Annotated in this window: 21 protein-coding genes; 18 read left to right on the top strand and 3 right to left on the bottom strand. The window is 65.0% G+C overall.

Going from position 1 to position 17818, the window contains the following annotated elements; genetic code table 11:
• Positions 1-4: 4 nt before the first annotated feature.
• From D3F03_RS08635 to D3F03_RS08620, 4 genes are all read left to right on the top strand, one after another.
• The gene (locus D3F03_RS08635; RefSeq protein ID WP_119108968.1) at positions 5-1480 is read left to right on the top strand and encodes a glutamate synthase subunit beta; all 1476 of its coding nucleotides are present in this window, start codon (positions 5-7) and stop codon (positions 1478-1480) included.
• Between the two features lie 288 nt (positions 1481-1768).
• Positions 1769-2569 (top strand): amino acid ABC transporter substrate-binding protein, encoded by an 801-nt coding sequence (locus tag D3F03_RS08630; RefSeq protein ID WP_119108967.1) that lies wholly within the window; start codon positions 1769-1771, stop codon positions 2567-2569.
• Positions 2570-2617: 48 nt separating this feature from the next.
• The gene (locus tag D3F03_RS08625; RefSeq protein ID WP_119108966.1) at positions 2618-3271 is read left to right on the top strand and encodes an amino acid ABC transporter permease; all 654 of its coding nucleotides are present in this window, start codon (positions 2618-2620) and stop codon (positions 3269-3271) included.
• The gene (locus tag D3F03_RS08620; RefSeq protein WP_281271425.1) at positions 3252-4028 is read left to right on the top strand and encodes an amino acid ABC transporter ATP-binding protein; all 777 of its coding nucleotides are present in this window, start codon (positions 3252-3254) and stop codon (positions 4026-4028) included. Before D3F03_RS08625 ends, D3F03_RS08620 begins: the two co-directional genes overlap by 20 nt.
• 90 nt (positions 4029-4118) lie before the next feature.
• Here D3F03_RS08620 and speE read toward each other — a convergent pair whose 3' ends face one another.
• The gene (speE, locus tag D3F03_RS08615) at positions 4119-5060 is read right to left on the bottom strand and encodes a polyamine aminopropyltransferase (protein ID WP_119108965.1); all 942 of its coding nucleotides are present in this window, start codon (positions 5058-5060) and stop codon (positions 4119-4121) included.
• A gap of 163 nt (positions 5061-5223) precedes the next feature.
• A complete protein-coding gene (gene speD, locus D3F03_RS08610; protein WP_119109468.1) occupies positions 5224-5631 on the bottom strand; it encodes an adenosylmethionine decarboxylase in 408 nt (135 codons plus the stop codon).
• A gap of 320 nt (positions 5632-5951) precedes the next feature.
• Between speD and D3F03_RS08605 the strand changes: the two genes are divergently transcribed.
• The 12 genes from D3F03_RS08605 to hisD all read left to right on the top strand — a co-directional run bounded on the left by D3F03_RS08605 (position 5952) and on the right by hisD (position 15626).
• Positions 5952-6785 (top strand): ABC transporter ATP-binding protein, encoded by an 834-nt coding sequence (locus tag D3F03_RS08605; RefSeq protein ID WP_425453105.1) that lies wholly within the window; start codon positions 5952-5954, stop codon positions 6783-6785.
• On the top strand, positions 6782-7564 hold the full coding sequence (gene mlaE, locus D3F03_RS08600) for a lipid asymmetry maintenance ABC transporter permease subunit MlaE (RefSeq protein WP_119108964.1): 783 nt from the start codon (positions 6782-6784) through the stop codon (positions 7562-7564). The genes D3F03_RS08605 and mlaE overlap by 4 nt, the downstream gene beginning before the upstream one ends.
• 26 nt (positions 7565-7590) lie before the next feature.
• Positions 7591-8079 (top strand): outer membrane lipid asymmetry maintenance protein MlaD, encoded by a 489-nt coding sequence (mlaD, locus tag D3F03_RS08595; protein ID WP_119108963.1) that lies wholly within the window; start codon positions 7591-7593, stop codon positions 8077-8079.
• Complete coding sequence (locus D3F03_RS08590) at positions 8076-8828, top strand: MlaA family lipoprotein (RefSeq protein WP_119108962.1); 753 nt, start codon at positions 8076-8078, stop codon at positions 8826-8828. Before mlaD ends, D3F03_RS08590 begins: the two co-directional genes overlap by 4 nt.
• Positions 8829-8967: 139 nt before the next feature.
• Entirely contained in the window at positions 8968-9597 is a 630-nt protein-coding gene (locus D3F03_RS08585; RefSeq protein WP_119108961.1) for an MlaC/ttg2D family ABC transporter substrate-binding protein, read from the top strand.
• A 5-nt stretch (positions 9598-9602) separates the two neighbouring features.
• Positions 9603-9908, top strand: coding sequence for an STAS domain-containing protein (locus tag D3F03_RS08580; RefSeq protein WP_119109466.1), 306 nt, complete (start codon positions 9603-9605; stop codon positions 9906-9908).
• A 14-nt stretch (positions 9909-9922) separates the two neighbouring features.
• Positions 9923-10885, top strand: coding sequence for an ABC transporter ATP-binding protein (locus D3F03_RS08575; RefSeq protein ID WP_119108960.1), 963 nt, complete (start codon positions 9923-9925; stop codon positions 10883-10885).
• Positions 10886-10934: 49 nt separating this feature from the next.
• On the top strand, positions 10935-11690 hold the full coding sequence (locus D3F03_RS08570; protein WP_119108959.1) for an ABC transporter permease: 756 nt from the start codon (positions 10935-10937) through the stop codon (positions 11688-11690).
• Positions 11691-11838: 148 nt separating this feature from the next.
• Positions 11839-12081 (top strand): BolA family protein, encoded by a 243-nt coding sequence (locus D3F03_RS08565; protein ID WP_119108958.1) that lies wholly within the window; start codon positions 11839-11841, stop codon positions 12079-12081.
• A 100-nt stretch (positions 12082-12181) separates the two neighbouring features.
• Positions 12182-13462, top strand: coding sequence for a UDP-N-acetylglucosamine 1-carboxyvinyltransferase (gene murA / locus D3F03_RS08560; RefSeq protein ID WP_119108957.1), 1281 nt, complete (start codon positions 12182-12184; stop codon positions 13460-13462).
• 1 nt (position 13463) lies between these two features.
• Entirely contained in the window at positions 13464-14126 is a 663-nt protein-coding gene (hisG, locus tag D3F03_RS08555; protein ID WP_119108956.1) for an ATP phosphoribosyltransferase, read from the top strand.
• A gap of 177 nt (positions 14127-14303) precedes the next feature.
• Positions 14304-15626: a histidinol dehydrogenase gene (hisD, locus tag D3F03_RS08550; RefSeq protein ID WP_119108955.1), complete on the top strand. Its 1323-nt coding sequence runs from the start codon at positions 14304-14306 to the stop codon at positions 15624-15626.
• On the opposite strand, the gene D3F03_RS08545 is transcribed toward hisD, so the two are convergent.
• Positions 15613-15921 carry a DUF2917 domain-containing protein gene (locus D3F03_RS08545; RefSeq protein ID WP_119108954.1) on the bottom strand — a complete coding sequence of 103 codons (309 nt, stop codon included), beginning with the start codon at positions 15919-15921 and terminating at the stop codon, positions 15613-15615. The genes hisD and D3F03_RS08545 overlap by 14 nt on opposite strands.
• 152 nt (positions 15922-16073) lie before the next feature.
• Between D3F03_RS08545 and D3F03_RS08540 the strand changes: the two genes are divergently transcribed.
• On the top strand, positions 16074-17522 hold the full coding sequence (locus D3F03_RS08540; RefSeq protein WP_119108953.1) for an aminotransferase-like domain-containing protein: 1449 nt from the start codon (positions 16074-16076) through the stop codon (positions 17520-17522).
• 68 nt (positions 17523-17590) lie between these two features.
• Positions 17591-17815, top strand: coding sequence for a CopG family transcriptional regulator (locus tag D3F03_RS08535; RefSeq protein ID WP_119108952.1), 225 nt, complete (start codon positions 17591-17593; stop codon positions 17813-17815).
• Positions 17816-17818 lie beyond the last annotated feature (3 nt).

The following is a 17818-nucleotide window of genomic DNA, read 5'->3' as shown; positions in this document are numbered from 1 at the left end:
GAACATGGGAAAGATCACTGGTTTCATGGAGTACGACCGCATCGAAGAGGGCTACCCGCCCCCGGCCGAGCGCGTCAAGAACTACAAGGAATTTGTCATCGGTATCACCGATGCGCAGGCCAAGGTGCAAGGTGCGCGCTGCATGGACTGCGGCACGCCGTTTTGCGTCAGCGGCTGCCCGGTCAACAACGTCATTCCGGATTTCAACGATCTGGTCTACCAGAGCGACTGGAAGAGCGCGTTCACGGTGCTCGACTCGACCAACAACTTCCCCGAGTTCACCGGCCGCATTTGCCCCGCCCCGTGCGAGGCGGCCTGCGTGCTCAACATTAACGACAATGCGGTAGGCATCAAGAGCATCGAGCACGCCATCATCGACCGCGCCTGGGAGCATGGCTGGGTCGTACCCAAGGTGCCAGAGCACAAGACCGGCAAGCGCATTGCCGTGGTGGGTGCTGGGCCAGCGGGCATGGCGGCAGCGCAGCAGCTTGCGCGTGTGGGCCATGATGTGACGCTGTTCGAAAAGAACGACCGCATCGGCGGCCTGCTGCGCTACGGTATTCCGGATTTCAAGCTTGACAAAGTGCACATCGACAAGCGCGTGGCGCAGATGGAGGCCGAGGGCGTGGTGTTTCGCACCGGCGTTTTTGTCGGCAGTGCGCAGGAGGGCCTTGGCAAGGACTCCAAGGTGAACAACTGGGCCAAGGAAACCATCACGCCCGAGCAACTGCGCCAGGACTTTGACGCCGTGCTGCTGACCGGTGGCGCCGAGCAGTCGCGCGACCTGCCAGTGCCAGGGCGCGACCTCGCCGGCATCCACTTCGCGATGGAATTCCTGCCGCAGCAGAACAAAGTCAACGCTGGCGACAAGCTCAAGGGCCAGATCCGCGCCGATGGCAAGCACGTCATCGTCATCGGTGGCGGCGACACCGGCAGCGACTGCGTGGGCACCAGCAACCGCCACGGCGCGGCCAGCGTCACGCAGTTCGAAGTCATGCCCATGCCGCCCGAGGTCGAGAACCGGCCGCTGACCTGGCCTTACTGGCCGATCAAGCTGCGCACCAGTTCCAGCCACGCTGAAGGCTGCACGCGCGAGTTCGCCATCTCCACCAAGGCGTTCACTGGCGAGAAGGGCAAGGTCAAGGGCCTGACCACCGTGCAGGTGGAATTCAAGGACGGCAAGCTGACCGAGGTGGAAGGCACGGAAAAACACTATCCCGCCGACCTGGTTTTGCTCGCCATGGGCTTCGTCAACCCGGTCGCTGCGGTGCTCGACGCCTTTGGCATCGAGAAAGACGGCCGCGGCAACATCCGCGCCAGCACCGAGGAGGGCGGCTACGCCACCAACGTGCCGGGTGTATTTGCGGCGGGCGACATTCGCCGCGGGCAAAGCCTGGTGGTGTGGGCGATTCGGGAGGGCCGGCAGGCCGCTCGCTCCGTGGACCAGTTCCTGATGGGATCGAGCGAGCTGCCCCGCTGATCGGTAGCGCCCGGCCTTCCCGAACCGCCCAAGGCGGGAAGGTGTGGACGCGTGCGGCGCGAAGGCCGGCAGGCCGCTCGCTCGGTGGACCAGTTGGGATCGAGCGACCTGCCCCGGTGGCATGAGAAATATGGTGAAAATGGCCTCTAGCGCTTATGGAGTAAGCGCTAGTAGCTATGGTTTACATAGTAAATGCCACCAAATTCCCATAGGCAGCCAACCACTTTTGGAGTTGCGGGCCGTCCTGTCTGGGACAATCTTGGGTTTTTCCAAGCAGATTCCCCTGACATGAACAAACGTTCCGCCCTGATCGCCCTCTCTCTCAGTGCCTTGCTTGTCGCCTGCGGCAAGCAAGAGGCTGCGCCAAGCGCCACGGCCGCTGCGCCAACGCCGGCAGTGGTGAGCAAAATCGTCGTCGGTTTGGACGACAACTTCCCACCCATGGGGTTTCGCGACGAGAAGAACGAACTGGTGGGGTTTGACATCGACATGGCACGCGAGGCGGCCAAGCGCATGGGCGTGGAAGTGGAGTTCAAGCCTATCGACTGGAGCGCCAAGGAGGCCGAGCTTTCGGCCAAGCGTGTCGATGTGCTCTGGAACGGCCTGACCATTACCGAAGAGCGCAAGAAGAACATTGCCTTCACGGCGCCCTACATGGAGAACCACCAGATCGTGGTGGTGGCCGCGGCCTCGCCCATCAAGACCAAGGCCGATCTGGCTGGCAAGGTGGTGGGCGCGCAGGACGGCAGCAGCGCGGTCGATGCCGTGAAGAAGGACGACGCGGTCTTCAAGTCGTTCAAGGAATTCAAGACCTTTGGCGACAACGTCACGGCGCTGATGGATTTGAGCACCGGTCGGCTTGACGCCGTAGTGGTGGACGAGGTGGTGGGCCGCTACTACGTCGCCAAGAAACCGCAGGACTACGCGGTGCTCGATGAGAACTTCGGTACCGAGGAATACGGTGTCGGCGTGCGCCAGGGCGACACCGACCTGCTCGCCAAGCTCAACCAGTCTCTTGCCGGCATGAAGCAGGACGGCACGGCGGCCCGAATCGCCACCCAGTGGTTTGGCAAGGACATCACCAAATAAACCCCCGCTTGCCCCACGCGCGCCTCGGTGCGTGTTGCAAAGGACTGCATGGATTACCTGCTCTCGATGCTGGCGCCGCTGTGGCAGGGCGCGCAGGTCACGCTCAAGCTCTTTTTCATCACACTGGCGCTGGCTTTGCCGCTGGGCCTGGTGCTGGCGCTGGCACGGCTCTCGCGCTGGGCGCTGCTGCGCACGGCGGTCAGTGGCTATTTGTGGCTGATGCGCGGCACGCCGCTGATGCTGCAGATGCTGTTCATCTACTTTGCGCTGCCCTTCGTGCCGGTGGTGGGCGTGCGCCTGCCCGATTTTCCGGCGGCGGTGCTGGCCTTTGCGCTGAACTACGCCGCCTACTTCGCCGAGATCTTTCGCGCCGGCATCGAGGCGGTGGACCGCGGCCAGTACGAAGCGGCGCGCGTGCTGGGCCTGAACTACCGCCAGACCATGCGCCGCATCGTGCTGCCGCAAATGGTGCGGCGCATCCTGCCGCCCATGAGCAACGAGACCATCACGCTGGTCAAGGACACCTCGCTCATCTACGTGCTGGCACTCAACGACCTGCTGCGCGCCGCGCGCGGCATCGTGCAGCGCGACTTCACCACCACGCCCTTCATTGTGGCTGCCGCGTTCTATCTGGCCATGACGCTGCTGCTCACCTGGGGCTTTGCGCGCCTGGAGAATCGCTATGCACGGCAAGACGCCTGAGTTCATGATCGAGGCACGCGGCCTGCACAAGCGCTTTGGCAGCGTGCCGGTGCTGCGTGGCGTGTCGCTGGAGATCGCGCGCGGCGAGGTGGTGGCCATCATTGGCCCCTCGGGCTCGGGCAAGAGCACGCTGCTGCGCTGCCTGAACCACCTGGAGACGATCGACAGCGGCAGTATCGCCATCGAAGGCGAAACCCTGGTCAGCACCGACGCCGCTGGCCGCTGCAGTTATGCGAGCGAGCGCGATCTGCGCGGCATCGGCCGCAAAACTGGCATGGTGTTCCAGCACTTCAACCTGTTCCCGCACCTCACGGTGCTGGAGAACATCACGCTGGCACCAGTCGATGTGCTGGGTCTGGCGAGCGATGTGGCGCGTACGCGGGCTGAGGCGCTCTTGGCGAAGGTCGGGCTCAAGGACAAGGCAGGCAGCTACCCTGCGCGGCTCTCGGGCGGGCAAAAGCAGCGCGTGGCCATTGCCCGCGCGCTGGCGATGGAACCCGACATCATGCTGTTTGACGAGCCGACCTCGGCGCTCGACCCCGAACTCACCGGCGAGGTGCTGCGCACCATGCGCCAGCTCGCTGAAGAACGCATGACCATGCTGGTGGTCACGCACGAAATGGGGTTTGCGCGCGAGGTGGCCCACCGCGTGGTCTTCATGGACCAGGGCGAGCTGATCGAGGCGCAGCGCGCAGCTGACTTTTTTGCCCACCCGCAGCACGCACGCACGCGGGCATTTCTGCAACACATGCTGTAGTCAAATGCTCTTGTTATTGTAGCTTCAGGTGCTTATTGGATAAGCGCTGGAGCCATATTTTGCTTGTGTTCCTGGGCATTGAACAGACTCTTAGGCAGGAAGCACGGCAACCCTTGGCAGATCCTCTGGGTCCATGGCTTCGGGCAGGCTGCCGCCGCGGTGGATGGGCTGCGCTGGGCGCGCCAGCAAATGGCGCACGAAGTTGGGCTGGGCCAGCAGGGCCTGGTGCACGGCACCGTTGTAGAGCTGCAAATCCGCCAGCCCACGCTCGGCGATGCGTGCATCGACCGCTGCCGCATCCAGCAGCGCGGGGTCGGTGCTCTCGGATGCCATGGCCATGCACCACAGCGTGCCGTAGAGCGGCACGTACTGCAGATAGGGCCGCACGATGGGGAATGCCGCACGCAGCGATGCGGCGATGCGCGCCATCGAGCCAGGCAGGTGGATGGGTGAGCCAAGGTGCAGCGACAGCACGCCGCCGGGTGCAAGCCGCTTGCGGCAGGCCTGGTAGAACTCCACGGTATAAAGGTCCAGCGCCGGGCCAAAAGGGTCCGTCAGATCGAGCACGATCTGGTCGAACCGCTCGCCGCCTGCCTCGATCAACACGCGTGCATCGCCCAGACGAATATCGACCCGTGGATTGTCCAGCGCGCCGTGGTGGATGCCGCCCAGCCAGGCCCGCGCCATGGCGATCACCTCGGCGTCGAGTTCGGCCAGGACGACACGCTGCATGCCCGGGTGCTTGAGCAGCTCTTCCACAGCGCCGCCGTCACCGCCGCCCACGACCAGTGCGCTGCGCGGCCCGCCGTGGGCGATGGCAGGCAGGTGCACCATGGGCTCGTGGTAGAAGAATTCGTCGCGCTCCGAGGTCATGAAGCAGCCGTCGATGCGCATCACGCGGCCAAACAGCGCGTTGTCGAAGACCTCGATGTGCTGCCACTGCGACTGCACGCGGGCGAGCAATTCACCTTCGCGCAAATAGAAACCGAAGTCGGGCGTCAGTCGCTCGGCTAGGTATCGCGGTTGGGTCATTGCTGTCTAAAAAGGCAAAACCGTTGAAACGAGCGCGCCCAAAAACCAGTGAACGCCGCGCAAGGGCCGCCCCGCCGCGCTGGAGTTGTCCCCCTTCCCGAAGCGCCAAGCGATTGAGAGAAGGGGGAAGGCGCCGAAGGCGACTCAGGGGGATGCCTCATGTTCACGCCCGTTCGACACGGTGCAGGTGCGGGTCGGCCGGGTTGAACGCGGCCTGGATGTCGTCAAACAACTGCTGCGCCTTGGGCCGGTTGTTGGCCGAATAGTTGCAGACGTATACGTCCAGCGTCACGTAGCCTGCCTCGGGCCAGGTGTGGATCGAGAGGTGCGATTCGGCCAGCACCACCACGCCGGTGACGCCGCCACCCTCGCCAAAACTGTGGAACAAGGCACCCACCGCGGTCAGACCGGCGGCGGCCACGCGCTCCTTGCAAAATTGTTCAAGGTGCTGGGCGTCGCGCATCAGTTGGCTATCACACAGGCAGCCATAGAGGTCGCCAATCAGATGCAGGCCACTCGCCTGGCGACCGAGCGGGCGCAGCGTATCCGCGGCAGTGGGTACAGATTGCATGGGGCGGAGGTCCTTATTCTTGCGGATGGCAAAAACCGGCGCGCCGACGAACGCTCGCGCCGTGCGCAACGCGCTGGCAGCAGGGAAACGAGGGGGAAAGTGGAGCCTGCGCCCTCGGATCGGCGTGGCGCGCGGGGCGTCGGGGCAAACACCACTGCGCGGCCCCCTGGGAGCTCGTGAACACGTTCTTGCATGCCTCTTGAATCCACCCAGCACCAGAACCAAAAAGTATAGCCCGCAGCAGTAGGCCTCAGGAAGGATATCCGTAATTCCCCTATGATGGGCGGTTTGCCGCAGCCTTCCATCCTGCCCATTTTTCCATGTCCATGCCGACCACTCCCACTGAAAATGCGCTCGTGGAGCTGCGCGGGGTGCATTTCGGCTATGGGGAGCGTGAGGTGCTCAGCGGCGTGTCGCTGTGCGTTCCACGCGGCAAGATCACGGCCATCATGGGGGCCTCGGGGGGCGGCAAGACGACCGTGCTGCGCCTCATAGGGGGCCAGCAGCGTGCCAGCCAGGGCACTGTCCTGTTTGATGGCGAGGACGTGGGGGCCATGGACACCGCTGCGCTCTACCGTGCGCGCCGGCGCATGGGCATGCTGTTCCAGTACGGCGCGCTGTTCACCGACCTCACCGTGTTTGACAACGTGGCCTTCCCGCTGCGCGAGCACACCGATCTGTCCGAGGCGCTGGTGCGCGACATTGTGCTGATGAAGCTGCATGCCGTGGGCCTGCGCGGCGCGCGCGATCTCATGCCATCGCAGATCTCCGGCGGCATGGCGCGTCGCGTCGCGCTGGCGCGCTCCATTGCCCTGGACCCCGAACTGGTGATGTACGACGAGCCCTTTGCCGGGCTGGACCCGATCTCGCTGGGCACGGCGGCCGAGCTTATTCGCCATCTGAACGACGCCATGGGGCTGACCACCATCCTGGTGTCCCATGATCTGGAGGCTACGTTTCGTTTGGCCGACCACATCGTCATCCTCGGCCCAGGCCGCGTGGCGGCAGAGGGTTCGCCCGACGAGGTGCGTGCCAGCACCGACCCTCTGGTGCACCAGTTCGTGCACGCGCTGCCCACGGGGCCGGTGCCGTTTCATTACCCGGGCCCCGGGATCGAGGAAGACTTTGGCGCGCGCGCCGGGAGGGGCGCATGAGCTGGTTCAAGCCCGCAGACGTAGGTTTTGCGACGCGCGGCCTGCTGGGCCGTATCGGCAGCGCCACGCGCCTGTTTGTGCGTCTCGCGCTGCTGCTGCCGGCGGTGGCCCGGCGGCCGGCTCTGGTGCGCGACCAGATCCATTTCCTGGGCAACTTTTCACTCGGCATCATTGCAATCTCGGGCCTGTTTGTGGGCTTTGTGCTGGCGCTGCAGGGCTACTACACCCTGGAAGGGTTCGGCTCCACCGAGGCGCTGGGTCAGTTGGTGGCGCTGAGCCTGCTGCGCGAGCTGGGGCCGGTGATCACCGCGTTGCTGTTTGCTGGCCGTGCCGGCACCTCGCTGACAGCCGAGATCGGCCTGATGCGCGCGGGCGAGCAGCTCAGCGCGATGGAGATGATGGCGGTGGACCCGGTGCGCCGTATTCTCGCGCCGCGTTTCTGGGCTGGCGTGGTCGCCATGCCGGTGCTTGCGGCCGTTTTTAGCGCCATCGGCGTGGTCGGTGGCTGGTGGGTGGCCGTGGGCATGATCGGTATTGACAACGGCTCGTTCTGGAGCCAGATGCAGGGCGGGGTGGATGTCTTTCGCGATGTCGGCAACGGGGTCGTGAAAAGCGTGGTGTTTGGCTTCATCGTCACCTTTGTCGCCCTCCTGCAGGGCTACACCGCAAAGCCGACGCCGGACGGCGTGGCGCGTGCTACCACGCGCACCGTGGTGGTGGCGTCGCTCTCGGTGCTGGCGATGGATTTTGTGCTGACGGCGCTGATGTTCAGCCTCTAAAAGCCCCGCAAATCAAGGAATCTTCAATGCAAAAGTCGCGAACAGATGTTTGGGTTGGGCTTTTTGTCCTGCTCGGGGCAGCGGCGCTGGTGTTTCTGGCGCTGCAATCGGCCAATCTGCTGCAGCTCAATTTTCGCAGTGGCTACCAGGTGACCGCCCGTTTCGACAACATCGGCGGGCTCAAGCCCAACGCGGCGGTGCGCAGCGCCGGCGTGGTCGTTGGGCGTGTGGCGTCGATCACGTTTGACGACAAAATTTACCAGGCACGCGTCACGCTTGAGCTGCAGGACCGCTATGCTTTTCCCAAGGACAGCTCGGTCAAGATTCTCACCAGCGGCCTGCTGGGCGAGCAGTACCTGGGCATTGAGGCGGGCGCCGATGAAAAAATGCTGGCCGCAGGCGATCGCATCGTGGCGACGCAATCCGCCGTGGTGCTCGAAAACCTGATCAGCCAGTTCCTCTACAGCAAGGCCGCTGACGGAGCGCCTGCCACCGACAGCACAGCAAAAAAATGAAACACCCTTTTCTTCGCCCTTTGTCTACACCGACGCTGCTTCTGGCGCTGTGTGGCAGCCTGATGGCTGGCTGTGCCAGCGGCCCCAACGTGAATCGGGACGATCCGCTGGAGCCCTACAACCGCAGCATGACGAAGTTCAACGACGCCGTCGACAACGCCGTGCTCAAGCCCGTGGCCACTACGTACCAGGAATTGACGCCGATGCTGGTGCGCACCGGGGTGAGCAACTTTTTTGCCAACATTGGTGACTCTTGGTCGTTCGTCAACAACTCGCTGCAGTTGCGCCTGGAGCCGGCTGTCTCTAGCTTCTTCCGTTTTGCCATCAACAGCACCATGGGTCTGGCCGGCATACTCGATGTGGCCAGCGAGATGGGTATTGACCGCTACAAGCAGGATTTCGGCCTCACGCTGGGCCGCTGGGGGGTGCCCACCGGGCCGTATTTCGTGCTGCCCGTTCTTGGTCCCTCGACGATTCGCGACACCGTGGCGCTGCCCGTGGACATGAGCGGCAACCTGCTCACCACCGTGGATCCGGTTTCCGCCCGCAACAGTCTGTATGCGCTGCGCGCAGTGGACGCGCGTGCCAACCTGCTGCGTGCGGGCAGCGTGCTGGACGATGCCGCGCTGGACAAGTACAGCTTTACCCGCGACGTCTACCTGCAGGTGCGCCGTGAAGAAAACGGTCGCCGCCGGCCCAGTGCCTCTCGCCCCGTCAACGACGGCCGGCTCCCCCCTGAGCCGGATTGAGATCTGGCGCGTCAGGGCGCAGCCAGAACGCAGCCTGCCCCGCTTGCCTGCATTCGGGCCGTTGGCCGACGCGTTAAGGGTTTACCCGAGATAATCCGTGCCATAGCACCCGCCTGAAGCGGTTTGGAAGGAGTGATTCATGCAAAGACGTTTGATTGGCCGCCTTGCGGCTGTCGTGTTGGCAGCGCTGGCGTTCGGGCCCGCGTTCGCGGCCCAGGAGGCGCCCGATGCCTTGGTGGGCCGGATATCCAATGAGGTACTGGCCGAACTGCGTGCCGACCCTGCGCTGAAAAACGGCAACCTGGACCGCATCATTGCGTTGGTGGACAAGAGCGTGATGCCCAACGTGAACTTTCGCCGCATGACGGCCGCTGCCGTCGGGCCGGCCTGGCGCCGCGCCACAGCGCAGCAGCAACAGCAGCTGGAGCAAGGGTTCAAGACGCTGTTGATCCGGACCTACTCCGGCGCTCTGGCCCAGGTGGGCGACCAGACCGTGGTCGTCAAGCCGCTGCGCGCAGCGCCGGACGATACCGATGTGCTGGTGCGCACCGAAGTGCGCGGCCGGGGCGACCCGGTGCAGTTGGATTACCGGCTGGAAAAAACGCCTGGTGAGGGCGCCGGCTGGAAAATCTACAACCTCAATGTGCTCGGCGTATGGCTGGTGGAGACCTACCGCAGCCAGTTTGCCCAAGAAATCAACGCCCACGGCATTGATGGCCTGATTGAAACGCTGGACGCGCGCAACAAGAGCAACGCGGCAAAAGGTTGAACGCCTTGGCCGATGCCCTTTCCCTGCCAAGCGAGCTGACGCTGCGCCAGGCCAGTGGCGCGCTCTTGCGCTTGCTCGCCGCCATTTCTACGCTGGCGCCAAGTGTCCCGGTGCGCATCCAGGCGCAGGGCATGCAGGTGTTTGATTCGTCTGCCCTCGCCGTGCTGCTTGAATGCCGCCGTGCTGCGCTTGCCAGCGGCCGGGCGTTTGCGGTCGCCGGGCTGCCGTCGGCCCTCAGGGGCCTGGCCGCTTTGTACGGCGTGGACACCTTGCTGACCGACGCAGACGGCCACGCCGCACCGGCCGGCTAAAATAGCCGGCTTCCATGGCAGCAGTCTCCTTTCAGTCCGTCACCAAGACCTATTCGACCCCTCAAGGCCCCTTCCGGGCGCTGGATGCGGTGTCACTGGGCATTGAGGAAGGCGAGTTTTTCGGCCTTCTTGGCCCCAACGGCGCGGGGAAAACCACCCTTATCAGCATTCTCGCGGGCCTGGCGCGCGCGACTTCCGGGCGCGTGCTGGTGCAGGGCGCTGATGTGCAAAGCGATTACGCCAACGCGCGCCGCAAACTCGGCGTAGTGCCGCAAGAACTGGTGTTTGACCCGTTTTTCAGCGTGCGGGAAGCACTGCGCTTTCAGTCGGGCTACTTCGGCGTGGAGCACAACGACGCCTGGATCGATGAATTGCTGCACAGCCTGGGTCTGGCCGACAAGGCGCAGGCCAACATGCGCCAGCTCTCCGGCGGCATGAAGCGGCGCGTGCTGGTGGCGCAGGCGCTGGTCCACAAACCGCCCATCATCGTGCTGGACGAGCCTACGGCCGGCGTGGACGTCGAGCTGCGCCAAACACTGTGGCAGTTCATCGCCAAACTGAACAAGCAGGGCCACACCGTGCTGCTGACCACGCACTATCTGGAAGAAGCCGAAGCCCTGTGCAGCCGCATTGCCATGCTGCAGCGCGGCCATGTGGTGGCCCTGGACCGCACCTCGAACTTGCTCAAATCGGCCTCGGGCAACGTGCTGGTGTTCAAAACCGACGCGCCCTTGCCGGCGGCGCTGGCGCCGCTTGCGCGCGTCACTGGGCGCGTGGTGCAAATGGTTGCGCAGGATGTCCAGGAGGTCGAACACTTTCTGGCGCAGTTGCGCCAGGCGGGCGTGGAGGTGCAGGACATCGAGATTCGCCGCGCCGATCTGGAGGATGTGTTCCTCAAGGTCATGGCCGGCAACGCGCCGGCGGACTGGGAGGCCAAGGTGCCCAGTTTTCCCAGGCCCGCCGAGGCAGCAGCATGAGCGCAGCCAGGCAAGCGCGCGCCCTGGTGCGTGCTACGGAGGTTTTGCAGTGACTGGCTGGCACACGCTGTTCTACAAGGAAATTTTGCGTTTCTGGAAAGTGGGTTTCCAGACCGTGGCCGCGCCGGTGCTCACTTCCATGCTGTACCTGCTGATCTTCGGGCATGTGCTCGAAGACCATGTGAAGGTGTACGACCGCATCGGCTACACCGCGTTTCTGGTGCCCGGCTTGGTGATGATGAGCGTGCTGCAGAATGCATTTGCCAACAGTTCTTCCAGCTTGGTGCAGAGCAAGATCATGGGCAGCCTGGTGTTTCAGCTGCTGACGCCGCTGTCCCCCTTCGCCTGGTTTGTGGCCTATGTGGGCTCTTCGGTGGTGCGTGGGCTGGCTGTTGGACTGGGCGTATTGGTGGTTTCGTTGTACTTTGCCGTGCCGCAGTTCGCCGCACCCCTGTGGATTGTGGTGTTTGCCGTGCTGGGCGCCACGCTGCTCGCTTCGCTGGGCATCGTTGCCGGCCTGTGGGCCGACAAGTTCGACCAGATGGCGTCGTTCCAGAACTTCATCATCGTGCCGATGACCTTTCTCTCGGGCGTGTTCTATTCGGTAGGCTCGCTGCCGCCGTTCTGGAGGGCGGTGAGTCTGTTCAACCCATTTTTCTACATGATCGACGGTTTCCGCCACGGCTTTTTTGGCCAGAGCGACGCCTCGCCCTGGCTGAGCCTGGCCATTGTCGGAAGTGCCTGCCTGTGCGTGAGCCTGCTGGCCCTGCACCTGCTGCGCATCGGGTACAAGATAAGGTCATGAAGAAGCACCCCCTGAGTCGCTGCGCGCCTTCCCCCTCAAGGGGGACGCCGCCCGTGCGGCGGGGCGGCCCTTGCACGGCGGCCGCTGGCCTGGGCTGCGTCAGTTTCATGGCCCGGCGCACGCTTATCAACCTCCTGGAATAAACCAAATGACTGCCGACCAAATCAAAGACCTCATCAGCGCCGGCCTGCCGTGCGAATACATCACACTGGAAGGCGACGGCCGGCATTGGTATGCGACCATCGTCTCGCCGGCCTTCGAGGGCCTGCGCGCCATTCAGCGCCACCAGCGCGTGTACGGCACCCTGGGCGGCAAGATGCTGAGCGACGAAGTGCATGCGCTCTCGATGAAGACCTTCACCCCGGCAGAGTGGGCGCAGGCGCAGGCGTAAGCCCACCAGAAACCAGAGTGCTCATAAAATAATAGCTGTAAGCGCTTGATACATAAGCGCTAGAGGCATATTTCTTCTAAACTCCTAACGCAAGACAGGCATGGACAAGCTCCTGATTCGCGGTGGCCGCAGCCTGCAGGGCGAGGTTGCCATCTCCGGCGCCAAGAACGCCGCATTGCCCGAGCTGTGCGCCGCGCTGCTGACGGCCGAGCCGGTGCTGCTCGGCAATGTGCCGCACTTGCAGGACGTGGCGACCATGCAGCGGCTGATCGCCAACATGGGCGTGGCCATCGAGCGTACCGAGCAAGGCGGCATGCGCATGGACGCCAGTGGCCTCAATTCGCCCGAAGCACCGTACGAACTGGTCAAGACCATGCGCGCCTCGGTGCTGGCGCTGGGGCCCCTGCTGGCGCGCTTTGGCGAAGCCACGGTATCGCTGCCCGGCGGCTGCGCCATCGGCTCGCGGCCGGTGGACCAGCACATCAAGGGGCTGCAGGCCATGGGGGCCGACATCGTTGTCGAGCACGGCTACATCCTTGCCAAGTTGCCGGCGGGGCGCACGCGGCTCAAGGGTGCGCGCATCACCACCGACATGGTGACCGTCACCGGCACCGAAAACTTCCTCATGGCGGCCACGCTGGCCGAGGGCGAGACGGTGCTGGAAAACGCTGCCCAGGAGCCCGAGATCACCGATCTGGCCGAAATGCTGATTGCCATGGGCGCGCAGATCGAGGGCCACGGCAGCAGCCGTATCCGTATCGTCGGCGTGCCGGCACTGCATGGCTGCACGCACGCTGTGGTGGCCGATCGCATCGAAGCCGGCACTTTTCTCTGTGCCGTGGCCGCTGCTGGCGGCGACGTTTTCCTGCGCCATGCCCGCGCGGACCATCTGGACGCCGTGATCGACAAGCTGCGCGAGGCCGGTGCGCAGGTGCTGGCGGAGCGCGGCGGCATTCGCGTCTCCAGTCCCGGCGCGGCGCAGCTGCGCGCCCAGAGCTTTCGCACCACCGAATACCCCGGTTTCCCCACCGACATGCAGGCGCAGTTCATGGTGCTCAATTGCGTTGCCCGGGGCACGGCCACGGTGACCGAGACGATTTTCGAAAACCGCTACATGCACGTCGACGAGCTGGCACGTCTGGGCGCGCGCATTCAGGTCGATGGCCGCGTGGCCGTGGTCGAAGGCTTGGCCGGCAGCAGCGCACGCCTCTCGGGCGCGACGGTGATGGCGACCGACTTGCGCGCCTCCGCCAGCTTGGTCATTGCCGGCCTGGTGGCTGAGGGCGAGACCGTGGTGGACCGCATCTACCACCTCGACCGCGGCTACGACTGCATGGAAGCCAAGCTGCGCGGCCTGGGCGCCGACGTTGAAAGGATTTAGTGTGATCACCCTCGCCCTCTCCAAAGGCCGCATCTTCGAAGAAGTGATGCCGCTGCTGGCCGCCGCCGGTATTCAGGTGCTGGAAGACCCGGAAAAATCGCGCAAGCTGATCTTGCCGACCAACCAGCCGGACGTGCGCGTCGTCATCGTGCGCGCCACCGACGTGCCCACCTACGTGCAGTTTGGCGGTGCCGACATCGGCGTCTGCGGCAAGGACACGCTGATCGAGCACAGCGCCGAGTGGGGCGGCTCGGGCAGCGCTGGCTTGTACCTGCCGCTCGATTTGCGCATTGCCCGCTGCCGCGTCAGCGTGGCGGTGCGTGAGGGTTTTGACTACGCCCGCGCCGTCCAGCCCGGCGGGCGCCTGAAGGTGGCGACCAAGTACCCCGCCATTGCGCGCGATTTTTTCGCCAGCAAGGGCGTGCATGTCGATTTGATCAAGCTCTACGGCAGCATGGAGCTCGCCCCGCTCACCGGCCTGGCCGACGCCATCGTCGATCTGGTCTCCACCGGCAACACGCTCAAGGCCAACCACCTGGTCGAGGTGGAGCGCATCATGGACATCAGCTCGCACCTGGTGGTGAACCAGTCGGCGCTCAAGCTCAAGCAGGCGCCGCTGCGCCGCATCATTGACGCGTTCGCGGGTGCTATCGGCCCGAAGTGAAATGAACACCCCACTGCGTCGCTTCGCGCCTTCTCCCCGCTCTCGCATCGCTGCGCGATGCGGGCAGGGTGACGCCACCGGTGCTGCGGGGCGGCCCTTGCACGGTGGCCGCTGGCTTGTTGTGTGCCACTGCAACTGTCGCGGATGCTGCGACATTCCATGAGACGCTGATTTACTATGAATTTAGTAGCTATACCCGCACGCCTATCAAGCGCTAGCGCCACTTTTGAGGCAGATTTCGCAGCGCGTCTGCACTGGTCTGCCGACCAGGACGCCGCGATCGAGCAGCGCGTGGCCGACATCCTGGCCGACGTGCGCGCGCGCGGCGACGCAGCGCTGCTGGACTACACCGCGCGCTTCGATGGCCTGAATGCCAGCAGCGTGGCGGCGCTGGAGCTCACGCAGGCCGAGCTCAAAGCCGCGTTCGATGCGCTTCCTCCGCCGCAGCGCGAAGCCCTGCAAGCAGCGGCCGCCCGCGTGCGCAGCTACCACGAAGCGCAGAAAAAGGCCTGCGGCGAGAGCTGGAGCTACCGCGATGCCGACGGCAGCCTGCTGGGCCAGAAGGTCACGCCGCTCGACCGCGTGGGCATTTACGTGCCCGGCGGCAAGGCCGCCTACCCGAGCAGTGTGCTGATGAACGCCATCCCCGCGCATGTCGCTGGCGTGGGCGAGATCATCATGGTCGTGCCCACGCCGCGCGGCGAGAAGAACCCGCTGGTGCTGGCCGCCGCCTACGTGGCTGGCGTCACGCGCGCCTTCACCCTGGGCGGCGCCCAGGCCGTGGCGGCGCTGGCCTACGGGACGCAAACCGTCCCCAAGGTGGACAAGATCACCGGCCCCGGCAACGCCTACGTGGCCAGCGCCAAGAAGCGCGTGTTCGGCCAGGTGGGTATCGACATGATCGCCGGCCCCAGCGAAATCCTGGTGCTGGCCGACGGCAGCACACCGCCCGACTGGGTGGCCATGGACCTTTTTTCACAGGCCGAGCACGACGAGCTGGCGCAGGCGATCCTGCTGAGCCCGGATGCGGCCTACATCGACGCCGTGCAGCGTGAAATGAACCGGCTGCTGCCCACCATGCCGCGCGCCGCGATCATCGCCAAGAGCCTTGCCGGCCGGGGCGCGCTGATCCATACGCGCAGCATGGAAGAGGCCTGGGAAATTTCCAACCGCATCGCGCCCGAGCACCTCGAAATATCGAGCCGCGAACCGCACCGCTGGGAGCCGCTGCTCAAGCACGCTGGCGCCATCTTTTTGGGCGCCTACACCTCGGAGAGCCTGGGCGACTACTGCGCCGGCCCCAACCACGTACTGCCCACCAGCGGCACGGCCCGCTTTTCATCGCCGCTGGGCGTGTACGACTTCCAGAAGCGCAGCAGCCTGATTGAAGTGAGCGAGGCGGGCGCGCAAATTCTGGGCCCGATTGCCGCCACTCTGGCCTATGGCGAGGGCCTGCAGGCGCACGCGCAGGCGGCCGAGCTGCGCCTCAAGCCGCGCTGAGGCGGGCGGGTCGTGCGCGGAGGGTGCCTGCCTCCTGCATCCAGCGCAGGCGCAGGGGCGCAGCGCCGTCGGCCCCGGCATACAACACGGCAGGGCCTTGCAGGGTGAGGCGCTGGCCGGCCTCCAGAAACAGGTCGTCGCCGCACCCCTGCTGCGTCAGCCACAGCCGGCCTTCCAGCACTTCGAGCGAGGCGCGCTGCCCGGTACGGCAGCGCAGCGGCGTCACCGGTGCGCCGGGCTCCAGGTTGATCTGGAGCATGGGAGCGGTAGGAGAGAGATGGAGCAGGGTTTTCATGCCGTCCACTGTGCGTGCGACGCCGCACCTGCAACAGCCACAGCGCGCGGCGATGTGGTGCAACACAGATGCCCGGCGCAGGCCATCTGTGTTGCTTGATCTGCAGGGTATCTGTATCGATGGCTCTGACGTGAACCGATACAGAATGCCATATGGCTCTTGACGATTCACCGCCGCTGTATCTGCAGATCGCCACGCAGATGGCCGAACTCATTCGCAATGGCTCCCTGGGGCGCGGCTCGCGCATGCCCTCGGTACGCGAACTGGCCCGCCAGCGCGGCGTGGCGCAAAGCACGGTGGTGCAGGCCTACCACTGGCTGGAAGATGCGCGCCTGATCACGGCGCGGCCCCGCTCGGGCTATTTCGTCGCCGCGCGGCCAGTGGCGCTGCCCGAACCCAGCGTTTCGCGGGGCCTGCGCCGCCCGCGCGATGTTTCGGTGGACTGGCTGGGCCAGCGCATTCTGGGCACGCCGCATCCCGCCGACGTGATTTCGTTCAGCAGTGGCACGCCGGGGCCGGACTTGCTGGACGTGGACCGCGTGCGCCGCGCCGTGACCCGTTCGGCCCAGCGGCACCGGCAACTGCTGTGCACCTACCCTTCATCGAACGGGCATGAAGATGCCCGCCGGGCCATCGCGCGCTATGCCGTGGGGTTGGGATGCAGCCTGAACCCCGAGCGCATCCTCATTACTGGCGGCTGCATGGACAGCATCAGCCTGTGCCTGCGTGCGGTGACGCAGCCGGGGGACGTGGTGGCGCTGGAGTCGCCCACGCATTTTTCGTTTCTGGAGGTGCTGCAGGGCCTGCACCTCAAGGCATTGGAAATCCCCACGCACCCACGGTACGGCATTTCGCTTGATGCCTTGCAGCTGGCGCTGGAGACACAGCCCGTCAAAGCCCTGTTGGTCGTGCCCACGCTCAGCAACCCGCTGGGTGCCTGCATGCCGCAAGGTGAGCGCCGCCGCCTGGCGCAACTCGCTGCGCAGCATGGCCTGGCCGTGATCGAGGATGCCATTTACAGCGACCTGGCCGAGCAGGACGAGCACCGGCGCTCCGTCAAATCCTACGACGCCACGGGCCATGTGATGCTGTGCGACTCGTTCTCCAAGACGCTGGCCCCTGGTCTGCGCCTGGGCTGGGTCGAGGCAGGACGCTGGACCGAACCCCTGCGCCGCATCAAGGACATGCAGGCCGGCGGCCAGTCGCCGGTGCTGGAACTGGCGCTGGCCGACCTCATAGGGCAGACCGGCCACGCCGCCGCCATGCGCCAGCTGCGCACGGCCATTGCTGCGCGCATGGACGAGGTGCGCCGGGTGATCGCGAGCGCCTTTCCGCCCGGAACGCGGGTTAGCGATCCGCCCGGAGGCTTGCTGTTCTGGCTGGAGTTGCCCCGCGCCGTGGATACCGTGCAATTGCACCAGGCCTTTCTGGACGAACGCATCCTCGTGCCGCCCGGGACGGTATTCGGTACCGGTGGGCGCTTTCGCAATTGCCTGCGCATCGGCGTGGGTGGCGATTGGACGGCCGACCATGTGCGTGCGCTGCGCAGGGTGGGGGAGCTGGCCTGCGCCATGGCGGCGGTGCCGCGCAAGGCGGCTTGAGTTATTTTTATTTTGCCTTGAAGTGACACGAAGTTCGTGCAACACGAAGTTCGTGTAAACTGTGCCGTATGAAAAACGTCACCATCACCATGGACGATGCCGTTGCCGAATGGGTCCGCGTGGAAGCGGCCAAGCGCGGCAGTAGCGTCTCGCGCCTGTTGGGTGAGTGGATGGCCGAAAAGATGCGCCAGGAAGACGCTTACGCCCAGGCCATGCGCGAGGCGCTGGGCTTTGAGACGTGGGGTGCTTCGAGCGGCCCCTATGTGCCGCGCAACACCCTGTTCGAGCGCTGAGCC

This window comes from Simplicispira hankyongi (assembly GCF_003570885.1).
In the GTDB taxonomy this organism is placed as follows: domain Bacteria; phylum Pseudomonadota; class Gammaproteobacteria; order Burkholderiales; family Burkholderiaceae_C; genus Simplicispira; species Simplicispira hankyongi.
This window is presented reverse-complemented; position numbering and strand designations above follow the sequence as displayed.